This is a genomic window from Conexibacter sp. CPCC 205762, assembly GCF_030646155.1.
Taxonomy (GTDB): Bacteria; Actinomycetota; Thermoleophilia; order Solirubrobacterales; family Solirubrobacteraceae; genus Conexibacter.
The window spans coordinates 13,792-27,605 of the sequence record NZ_JAUTDN010000037.1 but is presented as its reverse complement, the minus strand read 5'-3'; the positions used below and the strand labels follow the sequence as shown (position 1 = coordinate 27,605).

General features: G+C 71.5%; 8 protein-coding genes. 3 read left to right on the top strand and 5 right to left on the bottom strand.

Features of this window, described 5'->3' with window-relative positions; genetic code table 11:
* Positions 1 to 47: 47 nt before the first annotated feature.
* A complete protein-coding gene (gene eda / locus Q7L73_RS22445) occupies positions 48 to 701 on the bottom strand; it encodes a bifunctional 4-hydroxy-2-oxoglutarate aldolase/2-dehydro-3-deoxy-phosphogluconate aldolase (protein WP_304691752.1) in 654 nt (217 codons plus the stop codon).
* Positions 698 to 2,569, bottom strand: coding sequence for a phosphogluconate dehydratase (edd, locus tag Q7L73_RS22440; RefSeq protein ID WP_304691751.1), 1,872 nt, complete (start codon positions 2,567 to 2,569; stop codon positions 698 to 700). The genes eda and edd overlap by 4 nt, the downstream gene beginning before the upstream one ends.
* Before the next feature lie 138 nt (positions 2,570 to 2,707).
* Between edd and Q7L73_RS22435 the strand changes: the two genes are divergently transcribed.
* Entirely contained in the window at positions 2,708 to 6,097 is a 3,390-nt protein-coding gene (locus Q7L73_RS22435) for a pyruvate carboxylase (protein WP_304691750.1), read from the top strand.
* A 21-nt stretch (positions 6,098 to 6,118) separates the two neighbouring features.
* Here the strand turns inward: Q7L73_RS22435 and Q7L73_RS22430 are convergent, their stop codons facing one another.
* From Q7L73_RS22430 to Q7L73_RS22420, 3 genes are all read right to left on the bottom strand, one after another.
* The gene (locus Q7L73_RS22430; RefSeq protein ID WP_304691749.1) at positions 6,119 to 6,421 is read right to left on the bottom strand and encodes a hypothetical protein; all 303 of its coding nucleotides are present in this window, start codon (positions 6,419 to 6,421) and stop codon (positions 6,119 to 6,121) included.
* Between the two features lie 94 nt (positions 6,422 to 6,515).
* On the bottom strand, positions 6,516 to 9,563 hold the full coding sequence (locus Q7L73_RS22425) for a M14 family zinc carboxypeptidase (RefSeq protein ID WP_304691748.1): 3,048 nt from the start codon (positions 9,561 to 9,563) through the stop codon (positions 6,516 to 6,518).
* Positions 9,563 to 11,881: an Ig-like domain-containing protein gene (locus tag Q7L73_RS22420; RefSeq protein WP_304691747.1), complete on the bottom strand. Its 2,319-nt coding sequence runs from the start codon at positions 11,879 to 11,881 to the stop codon at positions 9,563 to 9,565. Before Q7L73_RS22420 ends, Q7L73_RS22425 begins: the two co-directional genes overlap by 1 nt.
* Positions 11,882 to 12,272: 391 nt before the next feature.
* Between Q7L73_RS22420 and Q7L73_RS22415 the strand changes: the two genes are divergently transcribed.
* Together Q7L73_RS22415 and Q7L73_RS22410 are read left to right on the top strand one after the other, a co-directional pair.
* Positions 12,273 to 12,590, top strand: a complete 318-nt coding sequence (locus tag Q7L73_RS22415) for an L-rhamnose mutarotase (RefSeq protein WP_304691746.1) — start codon at positions 12,273 to 12,275, stop codon at positions 12,588 to 12,590.
* A gap of 105 nt (positions 12,591 to 12,695) precedes the next feature.
* Entirely contained in the window at positions 12,696 to 13,811 is a 1,116-nt protein-coding gene (locus Q7L73_RS22410; protein WP_304691745.1) for a sugar ABC transporter substrate-binding protein, read from the top strand.
* Positions 13,812 to 13,814: the final 3 nt, after the last annotated feature.

The following is a 13,814-nucleotide window of genomic DNA, read 5'->3' as shown; positions in this document are numbered from 1 at the left end:
CCGCCAACTATAGGTGCGGACGGCTTCGCGCACGCTCAGCCAGCGCGTCAGACGGCGGCGCGCAGCGCAACTGCCTCACGCGCGCGCTGCTCGATCGCGTCCCACTCGTGGGCGGCGATCTCGGCGCGCGGGGCGATCCACGAGCCGCCGACGCAGGCGACGTTGTCCAGCGCCAGCCAGGCCGGCGCCGTCTGCGGCGTGATGCCGCCGGTCGGGCAGAAGCGGACGCCGTCGAAGACCGAGCCGAGCGCCTTCAGCGCGGCCGTGCCGCCGGCCGTCTCGGCCGGGAAGAACTTCGCCCGTCTGATCCCGCGCTCGTGCAGCGCGAGCAGCTCGGAGGCGGTCGCGCAGCCGGGCAGGAACGGCACGCCGACCTGCTCCAGCGCGTCCAGCAGCGTCGGCGTCGCGCCCGGCGTGACGAGGAACGAGGCGCCCGCGAGCTGCGCGTCGCGCGCCTGCTCGGCCGACAGGACGGTGCCGGCGCCGACGGCGATCTCCGGCACCTTCGCGGCGATCCGCTCGATCGCGGTCAGCGCCGCCGGGGTGCGCAGCGTCAGCTCGATCGTGCCGATCCCGCCGTCCAGCAGCGCATGCGCGAGCGGGACCGCGTCGGCGGCCTTGTCGAGCACGACGACCGGGATCACCGGATCGCGCTCCAGCACGCTGTCGAGGGTGGCGACGGCGACGGCTGCGGCGCTCATGCGTGGACTCCGATCGGGGCGACGGGGGTGGTCGGTTCTGACACGGTGACGCCGCCGATCACGGAGGCGCCTTCGTCGGCGCGGCCGACGAGATCGCGGAAGCGGTCGAAGAGGTCGCGGCCGGTGCCGGCCCAGGCGCCGGCCGGCGCGGCGTGGTCGAGCGGCTCGCGCGTGGAGAGGTCGACGCCGATCAGGTCGAGCGTGCCGGCGTCGCAGTTCAGCTCGATCAGGTCGCCGTCGCGCACGCGTGACAAGGGCCCGCCGTCGCGCGCCTCCGGCGTGCAGTGGATCGCCGCCGGCACCTTGCCCGAGGCGCCCGACATCCGCCCGTCGGTGACGATCGCGACCGCGTGGCCGTGGTCCTGCAGGATCCCCAGCACCGGCGTCAGCTTGTGCAGCTCCGGCATGCCGTTGGCGCGCGGGCCCTGGAAGCGGACGACCGCGACCATGTCGCCCTCCAGCTCGCCACGGTCGAAGGCGGCGAGCAGGTGCGCCTGGTCGTCGAAGACGCGCGCGGGGGCGCGCACGACGCGGTGCTCCGGCGCGACCGCCGAGACCTTCACGACCGCGTGGCCGAGCGAGCCGGTCAGCAGCCGCAGGCCGCCGTCGGCGCTGAACGGGTCGCGCGCGGGGCGCAGCACGGAGGCGTCGAGCACCGCGCGCGAGACCGGCTCGAAGCGCAGCTCGCCGTCGCCGCCCAGCTCAGGCCGCGAGGCGTAGCGGCGCAGGCCGGGGCCGGCGACCGTCTTGACGTCCTCGTGCATCAGGCCGCGGTCGAGCAGCTCGCCGATCAGGAACGAGGTCCCGCCGGCGGCGTGGAAGTGGTTGACGTCGGCGGCGCCGTTGGGGTAAATCCGCGCCAGCAGCGGGACCGCGCGCGACAGCTCGTCGAAGTCGCCCCACTCCAGCCGGATGCCGGCGGCGGCCGCGATCGCGACGAGGTGGAGCGTGTGGTTGGTCGAGCCGCCGGTCGCCAGCAGCGCGACGACGCCGTTGACGATCGCGCGCTCGTCGACGATCTCGCCGATCGGCGTGTACTGCTCGCCGAGCGCGGTGATCTGCGCGACGCGGCGGCCGGCCGCCTCCGTCAGCGCCCGGCGCAGCTCCGTCCCTGGGTTGACGAACGCTGAGCCGGGCAGCTGCAGACCCATCGCCTCGACGACAAGCTGGTTCGAGTTGGCGGTGCCGTAGAAGGTGCAGGTGCCGGGCGAGTGGTAGGCGGCCGACTCGGCCTCGAGCAGGTCGTCTCTCGTCAGGTTGCCTTTCGCGTGCTCCTGGCGGATCCGCGCCTTCTCTCTGTTGGAGAGGCCCGACGACATCGGCCCGGCCGGCACCAGCAGCGCCGGCAGGTGGCCGAACGAGAGCGCGCCGATCAGCAGCCCGGGGACGATCTTGTCGCAGATGCCGAGCAGCAGCGCGCCGTCGAACATGTCGTGCGCGAGCGCGACGGCGGTCGACATCGCGATCACGTCGCGGCTGAAGAGCGACAGCTCCATGCCGGCGCGGCCCTGCGTGACGCCGTCGCACATCGCGGGCACGCCGCCGGCGAACTGGGCGACGCCGCCGGCCTGCAGCACCGCCCGCTTGAGCGTCTGCGGGTAGGTGAGGTACGGCTGGTGGGCCGACAGCATGTCGTTGTAGGCGGAGACGATCGCGACGTTCGCGCGCGGGGTCGTGCGCAGCAGCGCCTTCTCCTCCGCGCCGCAGGCGGCGAAGCCGTGCGCGAGGTTCGCGCAGCCGAGGTCGCCGCGCGCCGGGCCCTGCATCAGGGCGGCCTGCAGACGGTCGCGGTAGGCCGCGCGCGAGCGCGCGCTGCGTGCCGCGATCCGCTCCGTGACGGCCGCGACGGTGGCGTCCAGCATCTCCATGCCCGCAATAATGCCGACGACTACGCAAAAGTCAATTGGTAAACGGCAAAAGACACGAGATCGTCACCGGACTTTCACCTCGGTCAGAGCGCGTTTGCGGAAGTCCATTTCCACGTGCAAAGCGCCATGATCCGCCGCATGATCGAGAAAGTGCTGGTCGCAAACCGGGGGGAGATCGCGACTCGCGCCTTCCGCGCCGCCAACGAGCTGCGGATCCGCAGCGTCGCCCTCTACGCGCCGGAGGACCGTGACTCCGTCCACCGCCTGAAGGCCGACGAGGCGTACGAGGTCGGCACGCCCGGTCATCCGGTCAGCACGTATCTCGACCCGCAGGTAGCCGTGGCGCTCGCCGTCAGGGTGGGCGCCGACGCGATCTATCCCGGCTACGGCTTCATGTCGGAGAACCCCGAGCTGGCGCGCGCCTGCGCCGCCGCCGGGATCGTCTTCGTCGGCCCGCCGCCGGAGGTGCTGGGCCTGGCCGGCAACAAGACGCGCGCCCGCGACGCGGCGATCGCCGCCGGCGTGCCGGTGCTGGAGGCGTCGGAGCCGGTCGCCGACGGCGAGCAGGCGATGAAGGCGGCCGAGTCGATCGGCTTCCCGGTCTTCGTGAAGGCCTCGCACGGCGGCGGCGGGCGCGGCATGCGGCTCGTGACCGACCCGTCGAAGCTGACCGCCTCGGTCGAGGAGGCGCGCAACGAGGCTGAGGCCGCCTTCGGTGACGGCACCGTCTACCTCGAGCAGGCGCTGATCCGCCCGCGGCACATCGAGGTGCAGCTGCTGGCCGACGCGACCGGCGAGGTCGTCCACCTCTACGAGCGCGACTGCTCGCTCCAGCGCCGTCACCAGAAGGTGATCGAGATCACGCCGGCGCCGAACCTTGACCCTGAACTGCGCGACCGCATCTGCGCCGACGCCGTCAAGTTCGCCCGCCACGTCGGCTACGTCAACGCCGGCACCGTCGAGTTCCTGCTCGACCCGGCCAGCGGCCGCTACGCCTTCATCGAGATGAACCCGCGGATCCAGGTCGAGCACACGGTCACCGAGGAGACGACCGACCTCGACCTCGTGCGCGCGCAGCTGCGGATCGCCGGCGGCGCGACGCTCGCCGAGCTGGGCGTCTCGCAGGAGGGGATCAGACAGCGCGGCGTCGCGCTGCAGTGCCGCGTCACGACCGAGGACCCGGCCAACGGCTTCCGCCCCGACGCCGGCCGCATCACCGCCTACCGCTCGCCGGGCGGCGCCGGCGTCCGCCTCGACGAGGGCTCGGCCTTCGTCGGCGCCGAGGTGTCGCCGTTCTTCGACCCGCTGCTGGTGAAGATCTCCGCCCGCGGGCGCGACCTCAACTCCGCCGTCGCGCGCGCCCGCCGCGCCGTCGCCGAGCTGCGCGTGCGCGGCGTCAAGACCAACCAGGGCTTCCTGCTGGCGCTGCTCAACGACCCCGACGTGCTCGCCGGCAGAACCCACACGACCTTCGTCGACGAGCGGCCCGACCTGTCGGCCGCCGGCCCCGGGCAGGACCGCGCCAGCCGCCTGCTCTCGCGCCTCGCCGAGGTGACCGTCAACCACGAGCGTGCGACCGACGCGCTCAGCGGCGACCCGCGCGCGAAGCTTCCGGCCACGCCCGGCGGCGAGCCGCCGGCCGGCTCGCGCCAGCGGCTGCTCGAGCAGGGCCCGCGCGCCTTCGCGCAGGCGCTGCGCGCGCAGCAGGCGGTCGCCGTCACCGACACGACCCTGCGCGACGCCCACCAGTCGCTGTTCGCGACGCGCATGCGCACGCACGACATGCTCGCCGTCGCGCCCCACCTCGCGGCCGAGCTGCCGCAGCTGCTGTCGATGGAGGTGTGGGGCGGCGCGACCTTCGACGTCGCGCTGCGCTTCCTGCACGAGGACCCGTGGGAGCGGCTGGCGCAACTGCGCGAGCTGGTCCCGAACGTCTGCCTGCAGATGCTGCTGCGGGGGCAGAACCTGCTCGCCTACTCGCGCTTCCCGGAGCCGGTCGTGCGCGCCTTCGTCGCCGAGGCGGCGGCCGCCGGCATCGACGTCTTCCGCATCTTCGACGCGCTCAACGACGTCGAGGGGATGCGCGCGGCGATCGAGGCGACGCTGGAGACGCACGCGATCGCCGAGGGGACGCTCTGCTACACCGGCGACCTCTCCGATCCGCGCGAGACGCTCTACACGCTCGACTACTACCTCAAGCTCGCCGAGCAGCTGGTCGAGGCCGGCGTCCACGTGCTCGCGATCAAGGACATGGCCGGCCTGCTGCGGGCGCCGGCCGCGCGCACGCTCGTGACCGCGCTGCGGAGCGAGTTCGAGCTGCCGGTCCACCTGCACACGCACGACACCGCCGGCGGCCAGCTCGCGACCTACCTGGCCGCGATCGAGGCCGGGGTCGACGCCGTCGACGGCGCCGCCGCGCCGCTGGCGGGGATGACCTCGCAGCCGTCGCTGGCGGCGATCGTCGCCGCGACCGCGACGACCGACCGCGACACCGGCCTGTCGCTCGACGCGCTGCTCGCGCAGGAGCCGTACTGGGAGGCGGTGCGCGGCATGTACGGCGCCTTCGAGACCGGCCTGAAGGCGCCGACCGGCCGCGTCTACCGCCACGAGATGCCGGGCGGCCAGATCTCCAACCTGCGCCAGCAGGCCGACGCGGTCGGCCTGAGAGGGCGGTTCGAGGAGGTCGAGCTGGCGTACGAGCGCGCCAACGCGCTGCTGGGGCACATCGTCAAGGTGACGCCGTCGAGCAAGGTCGTCGGCGACCTCGCGCTGTTCGCCGTCTCGGCCGGGATCGACCTCGACGAGCTGGAGCGCAGACCGGGCTCGTTCGACCTGCCCGACTCGGTGATCGACTTCCTCCGCGGCGGCATCGGCACGCCGCCGGCCGGCTTCCCGCAGCCGTTCACCGAGCTGGCGCTCGCCGGCCGCGGGCCGGCGCCGGCGCCGCTCGCGATCGAGGGCGAGCTGGCGCAGCGGTTGGAGACGCCGGGCGAGGACCGCCGCGCCGCGCTCGCCGAGCTGCTCTTCCCCGGCCCCGCGAGAGAGTTCGCCGAGGCGAGCGCCGAGTGGGGCGACGTCTCGCTGATCCCGACGCCGGAGTTCTTCCGCGGCCTGCGCGAGGAGGAGGAGCTGGCGATCGAGCTCGGCCCCGGCGTGACGCTGCTGTTCGAGCTGGAGGCGATCGGCGAGGCCGACCACCGCGGCATGCGGACGGTGCTCGTGCGCGTCAACGGCCAGCTGCGGCCGATCGAGGTGCGCGACAGGTCGGTCGAGGCGGCCGGCGAGCAGATAGAGCGCGCCGACGCGAGCGACCCCGGCCAGGTGCCGGCGCCGGTCACCGGCATCGTCACGCTGCTGGTGAGAGCCGGCGACGTCGTCAGCGAGGGCGACCCGGTCGCGACGCTGGAGGCGATGAAGATGGAGTCGACGATCACGGCACCGCTGTCGGGCACGGTCCAGCGGCTCGCCGCCGCCTCCGGCAGACGGCTGGAGCAGGGCGACCTGCTGCTGGTCCTCAGCGCCGGCTGAGCCGCGACGGGCGACCCCGCGTCAGCGCGCGCCGGCCCGGCGCGCGCTGACCGCGAAGGCCGCCGCGACGGCCCCGGCGAGCGCGCCCGCGAGCGTCGCCGCGAGGTCGGCGATCGTGTCGTAGTAGGCGGTCGCGTGCGCGATTCTGAAGGCGTACTCGGCCAGCTCGACGACGGTCTCCGCCGTCATCGCGACGCCGAGGCCGAGCACCGCCAGCAGCAGCCGGCCGCGCACGCCGAGGCGGGCGGCGACGACGATCGCCAGCGCTGCCGCGAACGCGCCGCCGACGAAGTGCTGCGGGCTGCCGAGCCAATCGGGATGCATGCGGCGGATCCTCTCGTCAAACGCACTGCGCCCGCCGTCCCGACCTCAGAGAGGCCGGGACGACGGGCGCGGATGCGGGGAATGCGGAAGCTGGCTAGAGCTGCGCCATCTTCGCCTGGACGCCGCGCTGCTTGAGGCCGCCCATGATGCGGGCGACCCACATCTGACGCTCGTGCGCGTCAGCGGTGCGGACGTTCTTGACGGTCAGCGTCACGGTCGTCTTCGTGACCTTGTAGCTGACCCGCTTGCGGACCGACTTGCTCAGCTTGGCCGTCTTGACGGCCGCTCTGAGCTTCGGCCCCTGCTTGCGCGTGACGCGGATCATCACGTGCTTGTCGATCGACGCGACCTTCTTCGTCGGGCGCGACGTGACCGCCGGCAGCTTCTTCGCCGCCACCGGAGCCGCCGCCGGCTTGACCTGCTCGGCGGCCGGCTTGGCCGTCTCGCGGGAGGCCGCCGTGGCCGGCAGCGCCGCGCCGAGCGGGTACAGGACCGAGTTCAGCACCAGCCGCTCGTCCTGCTCCTTCCAGGAGCGGTAGAACGGGTTGAAGCCGAACATGACCGCGCGGCCGGAGCCGAACGGCTGGTCGACGACGGCCGGGCGGCCGCCGAGCTGACCGCTGCCGAGCGCGTTGACGGAGAAGCCGTAGCTGCGCATCGGCGCGCCCGCGTAGGAGACGGCGGCGGTCGCCGTTCCCAGCGTCGCTCTGTCGAACACCGGGTTGCTGGTCGAATCGCGGTAGATCCAGCCGCCCTCGTCGAAGCCCCACGCGACCGGGCTGGTCGTGTCGAAGCTCGCGTCGAAGGTCGAGCCGGGGGTGTTCAGCCCCGAGATCGAGGCCGTGTTGAGCGTCGTCACGCCGGCGTTGCGAGCCGACGTCGCGCCGCCCGCGTTGTAGCCGACGTAGATGCCGCCGTCGTTGACGAACGTCTGCAGCGCCGTCGCGCCCGCGCCGGCGGCGATCGTGCCGGCGGGGTTGACGAGGGCGGTGAAGCCGTTGCCGACGGTGACGGCGCCGGCGGCCAGGTCGGTCGACGTGACGGGCACGAAGATCGACGCCGGCAGTCTGTCCTTCTGCGTCAGCACGAACATCGCCTCGCAGTACGCGGAGGCGTTGTTGCCGGTCTCCGTCGGGCACTGACCGTTGTTCGCTCTCGTCGCCGTGCCGTTGTTGACGGCGGCGGCGTCGAGGTTGAGCGGGTTCGTCGGGTTGGTCGCGAGCGTCGTGTAGACGCCGATCTTCGGCGCTCTCAGCTGCTTGCGCGCGACCGGGTAGTTCGCCAGCCCGGTGACCGGGATGCTGTGTCTCGTCGCCAGCGCCGACAGGTCGGCGCCGCTGCTCGCGAGCGAGGCGCCGTCGACCAGCGCCGCGCCCGACTCGTAGTGGACGCCGTTGGCGTCGAACGAGCTCGTCGCGCGGTAGACGTTGACGCCTCTGTCCAGCAGCTCGACGACCAGCGCGAGCGCCTCCATCGAGTCGGTGTCGAACGCGTAGACGGTCGATCTGGCGGGGACCGAGCCGAAGTTGACGTTGTCGACCTCGGTCATCGGCGTCCCGGCCGGCATCTGCTCGGTCAGGTGACCGTCGCCCGCGAGGCCGCGCTGCATGCCGAACGACCACGTGACGACGTCGTAGTAGTAGTTGTACGGGATGAACGGGTCCTCGCCGAGGATCGCCTGCAGCCAGTGCTTCTGCGGCTGGCTCATCGGGATCCAGAGCGTGCCCTTCGGCAGGATGCCGGCTCTGCCGATGCCGGTCGGCATGCCGTAGGTGTGGATGCCGAGCGAGGCGGTGTCCTGGTCGAGCGTGTAGATGTGCACGCCGACCTCGCGCAGCGCTCTCATCAGGCGCGCGACGTCGCCCTCGTGCAGGTCGGGGCGGTAGAAGTAGCCGCAGACCTTGCCCTGCGGCTGCTGGAGGATCGACTCGTGCAGCGGCGAGACGAGCTTGTTCTCCTGCAGCGAGCAGCTCTCACCCTGCTGTCTGGCCTCCTCCCACTGCTCGACCCATCTGCGCGTCAGGTTGACCTTGTCGTTGGAGGTCAGGTTGATCGTCGTGTCGATCGCCAGGTAGTGGTCGTAGACCTGCTTGCCGTAGTTCTCGTCCGAGCCCTTCTCGTACGTCATGCCGGCCGCGCCCATCAGCAGCGAGGGGACGGTGTCGCCGTACTCCGGCGTGAACATGTCGTACGAGTTGTAGTTCTGGTACTGCGACGACTGGTCGTTGAACGTCTGCTGCAGCTTCGGGCCGATTCTGTTCTGGATGAAGTCGAGCGCGAAGTTCGAGATCTCGTGGTGGACCGGATCCTCGTTGGGCGGGAAGAAGTAGCCCGCGCCCTGCTGGTGGGCGTCGATGAAGAACAGGCCCGGGTATCTCGCGATGTACGGGAGGAAGCTGCCGTTCTCGACGTAGTTGCGGACGCCGAAGTCGCGGTTGGGGTCAAAGCCCCACGACGTCGTGCGGACGTTGTTGTCGCGCCCGTCCGGGTTGCGCACCGGGTCGAGCACGACGTCGAGGTTCTGCAGCCGTCTCAGGTTGGCGCAGTCGGTCCGCGCGACCAGCTCGTAGAGCTGACGCGTGATCGCCTCGCCGGCCGCCGGCTCGTTGCCGTGCGGCGTCGCCGTGACCCAGCCGATCGCCGGTCGCGTGCGGATCGCCGCCAGGCCCTCGGCCTCGCTGCGTCTGCCGTCGCGGACGTCGGCCCAGAAGGCGCCGTCGTCCTCGAAGTTGGCGATGTTCTGCGGCGTCGAGACGACCCAGAAGCCGAGGTCGCGCCCGTTGACGCCTCTGTTGCCGAGCTCCGACTTGCCGAACATCACCTCCTTGACCGCGACCCGCTCGCGCATCTCCGGGTCGTTGTTGATCTGGTTGGTGACCGCCTGGAAGTAACGGTCGATGTTCGCGGTCGTGTTCTTGCCGGTCGAGCGGCCGGGGGCGCCGGCGGCGAACGGCACGATCGCGTCGCTGTATCTGGGGTTCGCTCTGAAGAAGTCGTCCCAGGTCAGGACGTTCGTGTCGTAGGTGACGCCGTCAGGCGTGCACTGATCGGCGGCCAGCGCGGCGGCCGGGAGCGCGAGCGCCCCCAGCGTGCCGGCGGCCGCGATCGCGAGCGCCCTGCGGAACCGGGAACGGGACGACATCAGGTGAACCTCCGGCTCGTGCTGGCCGAGCGCAGGACGGCGTTGCCGCTGTACTTCGCGCTCAGTCTGAAGGCGCCGCCGCGGCGCGGGGCCGTGACGGAGCGGGTGAACGTGCAGGAGCCGGTGAGGCGGACCTGCTGGTTGATGACGGTGCGCTCGCCGCGCTTGACGACAAGCGTCACGTGCGCGCCGGTGCAGGCCTGCTTGGCGGTGACGCCCTTGGGGCGGGCCACGGTCGTGCGGATCGTGCGCTTGACCTTGCCGCCCTTCGCCTTCTTGCTGGTGACCTTCGTCGTCACCTTGGTGGCGAACTTCGGCACCGTGACGGTGACGGCCGCCTGGGCCGAGGAGCCCTTCGCGTCGGTCACCACGACACGCAGCGTCTGGCTGCCGACGTCGGCGCCCGTGGGCGTGACGGTGCAGCTGAACGGCGCCTTCGTGACGGTGCAGACGGTGCGCGACCCGAGCAGCAGCTGCGCCGAGGCGAAGCCGGCCGGGGCGGTGACGGCGAAGTTGACCTTCGTCGCCTTCGACAGCGTTCTCGGGGCGTTCTCGAACGCGACCGTCGGCGGCGCCGGCGGCGGCGGGTTGTCTCCGCCTCTTCTGTCGTCGGGGCAGGTGACGGCGACCGCGACGGGCGTGCTCGTCGACGGCTGGTCGAGCGAGTCGGTCGCGACGGCCGTGTAGCTGCGCGTGCTGCCGCAGACGGCGTCGGCCGGCAGCGTCACGGAGGCCGTGTAGGGCGGCGCGCTGAGCGTCGTCAGCTTCGTCGCGCCGTCGAACAGGTCGACCGAGCGGACGCCGAAGTCGTCGCTCGCGTCGGCCGTCAGCGTCACGGCGGTGCCGCGCAGCCCGCTGGCGGGCGCGCTGAGCGCGACCGTCGGGAACGCGTCCTCGACCGCCTGCGGCGCGTCGAGGACCGTGTACTGGCCGTTGAAGCCGTCGCCCTGCATGCCGTTGCGGTACGGGAAGAAGTCGACCGATCTCGACGTCGTGCCCGTGCCGTCGGCGGTGGAGACGCCGTTGACCGGGTTCTCCGGGAACGGCGTGTTCGCCGCCGGAGCGATCTCCGGGCCGGCGTTGCTGCTGCGGTAGTAGCCGAGGCCCCACCAGTTTCTCTCGGCGCGGAAGACGTTGCCGAGTCTGCCGGTCGAGGTCGGGTCGCCGCTGACGTCGGTCGTGCCGTCGGCGGCGAGGTTGAGCACGCCGTAGGCGTTGTCGGTGATGTTCGAGCGCGTCGCCGACGAGTAGATCGTCTGGCCGTTGGCGCCCGAGTAGTTCGTCAGCGAGGCGCCGAGCAGGCGGATGCCAGCGGCCAGCCGGAGGTTGGCGTTGTCGGTCGTCTGCGTCGTGTAGACGGCGTTTCTCGAGTCCCACGTCGGGCGGACCGGGGCGCCGGCGCCGTTGACGAGGTTCTGCGAGATCAGCGAGTCGGCGACCTCGACGCGGCTGTTGTTGGTGACGCGGATGCCGTCCTGGCCGAACAGCGGGCCGGTCATCAGCAGGCCGACGTTGGAGCAGTTGCCGTCGGCCTCGAAGTTCGCGCACTCGACGCGACCGACGACCTGCGAGCCTCTGACGACGCCCTTGTTGGTGACGCCCGACGGCGCGAACGGCGCGCTGTCGTTGGAGGCGCCGTCGATCAGGATGCCGGCGCGGTTGTAGCTGTCGACGCGCGTGTTGGAGATCGCCAGCCGGCGCTCGCCGGGGATGCCGACGAGCGTGGCGCTCGTCTGGACGATGCCGTAGCCCGGCAGGGCGCCGCGCCAGCCGCCGACGCGGTTGTACGCCTCGGCGCCCTCGGACGTGACGATGTGGGTGACGCGGCTGCGCTCGATCGAGCCCTTCGCGTCGAGGTAGACGATGCCGGCGAGCGACGCGACGCCGCGGCCGTCAGGGCTCTGGCCGTCGACGGTGATGCCGGAGATCGCGACGTCGAGCGGTGACGTCGGCGTGCCGATCACCGAGACGATGCTGCCGACGCCGGCGCGGATGTCCGTCGCCGTGCCGGCGATCGAGGAGCCCGTCTGCGCGGTCACGCGCGGCGAGATCGAGACGAGATCGGCGCCGGCGCCCTTGAGCGTCAGCGACTTGCCGATCGTCAGCGCGTTGGTGTTCGGCGCGCCGCTGCCTTCGACGTAGCTGCCGGGGCAGATCGTGATCGTGTCGCCTGCGGCGGCGGCATCGACAGCCGCCTGGACCGAGGTGTACGTCGCCGCGGGGCATTCTGCGCGGTCATCGTCGACCGTCAGCGTCGCCGCTTGCGCGGCGCTCGCGCTTGCCAGCGGCAGCGCGGCGATCGCCGCGAACGCGGCCAACCTTCGATGGAGCAAGACCATCTCCCAGGGGAATGCGGATGTGCCCGGCGTGGGGAAGGCCGGGCTGGGACGCCGATGATCCTCTCAGGTGAGTCAATTGCTTCTCCAGTCCGGGAGGAGCGTGAATTTCGCGTTGCGTTTGGACACCGGGAGGGTGCGGCCCATACCCCTACTACCGTTCGTCGTACACACCTGTTTCCGCTTCTCCGCAGCGGCGCAATTTCGCTCGTTCACACGACGGAAACGTGCCAAAAGCATGCGGGTCAGCCGATAGCCGCCCCCCGATCTCCCGAACTCCTCGGGGACTGATCCGCTGACAGCTGGTGCGGTGAGCGGTAAGCGCGGCCCGTTACGATCCCGGGAACGGTTCCAGGCTGACTGAGGAGGAGAGATGATGGAGCGCTGCTGCTTCACCTTCACGCTGCGTCCCGGGATGGAGGCGGAATACCGCCGCCGGCACGACGAGATCTGGCCCGAGATGGTCGCAGAGCTGAAGGCCTCGGGGATCGCCAACTACACGCTCTTCCGGCGCGGGCGGGAGGTCTACGCCTACTGCGAATGCGAGCCCGACGCGGCGACCGCCTTCGGCCGCATGGGCGCGACCGAGGTCAACGCGCGCTGGGGCGAGTGGTTCGAGGACGTGATCGAGGCGCTCGCCGACGAGGCCGGCGAGCTGCGCTGGGCAGAGCAGGTCTGGCACCTCGACTGACGCCCGTTGACACGGGCGATTGACAACGGGATACGTTTGTGGAAACGTTTCCAACCGAGTGTGGGAACCCCCGTGCCCGCCACCGTTTCTTCGAGGAGGAGAGAAGTGAGCGAACTGATTGACCGGCTCGGCCGCGCCGCGGTCGCGCTCGGCGCCTGCGCCGCGCTCGTCGTCGGCGTCGCCGCCTGCGGCAGCAGCGACGACGACGGCGCCAGCAGCAGTGCCGACACCTCGGCCGCCGCCGCGCCGGCGGACACGAGCGCCAGCGAGGCGCCGGCCGCCGAGACCCCCGCCGTCTCGAGAGAGGGCATCGTCGACTTCGAGGTGCCGAGAGCCGGCAGCGGCAGAGGCCTCAAGCTCGGCTTCATCGCGCTCGGCGACTCCGTCCCCTTCTCCAAGCTCGTCACCGACGGCATGAAGAGAAACGCCGAGGCGGCCGGCGCCGAGCTGGTCGTCTGCGACTCGCAGCTCGACGGCCAGAAGGCGCTCGACTGCGCGAAGTCGTTCAAGACCCAGGGGGTGCAGGGCTACCTCAACTTCCAGGTCGACCAGAAGCTCGCCGGCGCGATCTGCGCCGCCGGCCCGGACGGCCCGGTGATCGCCGTCGACATCGTGCAGAAGCCGTGCCAGGTCGCCTTCTCGGGCGCCGCCAACGAGTACGCCGGCTTCATCGCCGGCGAGGCGATGGGCAGATTCGCGAAGGACAGATGGGACTGCGACTACGACGCCTACGTGTCGCTGGAGTCGACCGCCTCCCCGGATGCCTCCGCGCAGCGGATGGGCGGCTACCGCAAGGGCTTCCAGTCGGTCTGCCCCGGCGAGCTGAAGAACGAGAAGGTGCTCGACGCCGACCGCACCGACACCGCCCGCACGAAGATGACGGACACGCTCACGACGCTCCCGGGCCAGAAGAAGATCGTCGTCGTGGCGCTCAACGACGACGGCGTGCTGGGCGCGCTGGCGGCGGCCAAGACGGCCGGCCGCGAGGGCGACATCTACGTCTCCGGCCAGGGCGCCGACCCGTCGTCGTGGTGCGGCATCAAGACGAACCCGAACTGGGTTGCCGACACCGGCTACTTCCCCGAGCGCTACGGCGAGATCGGCATCCCGTACCTGATCAAGGCGGTCAAGGGCGAGAGAATCCCGGAGGAGCTGCTCGTGCCGCACACGCTCGTGACGGCCGAGAACGTCGACGAGATCTACGCGCCGAAGGACTGCTGAGCG

Excerpts from the sequence above, each read along its gene's own strand:
- Q7L73_RS22415 (WP_304691746.1), top strand. The coding sequence starts at position 12,273 with ATGATGGAGCGCTGCTGCTTCACCTTCACGCTGCGTCCCGGGATGGAG.
- Q7L73_RS22435 (WP_304691750.1), top strand. The coding sequence starts at position 2,708 with ATGATCGAGAAAGTGCTGGTCGCAAACCGGGGGGAGATCGCGACTCGC.
- Q7L73_RS22430 (WP_304691749.1), bottom strand. The coding sequence starts at position 6,421 with ATGCATCCCGATTGGCTCGGCAGCCCGCAGCACTTCGTCGGCGGCGCG.
- Q7L73_RS22425 (WP_304691748.1), bottom strand. The coding sequence starts at position 9,563 with ATGTCGTCCCGTTCCCGGTTCCGCAGGGCGCTCGCGATCGCGGCCGCC.
- eda (WP_304691752.1), bottom strand. The coding sequence starts at position 701 with ATGAGCGCCGCAGCCGTCGCCGTCGCCACCCTCGACAGCGTGCTGGAG.
- edd (WP_304691751.1), bottom strand. The coding sequence starts at position 2,569 with ATGGAGATGCTGGACGCCACCGTCGCGGCCGTCACGGAGCGGATCGCG.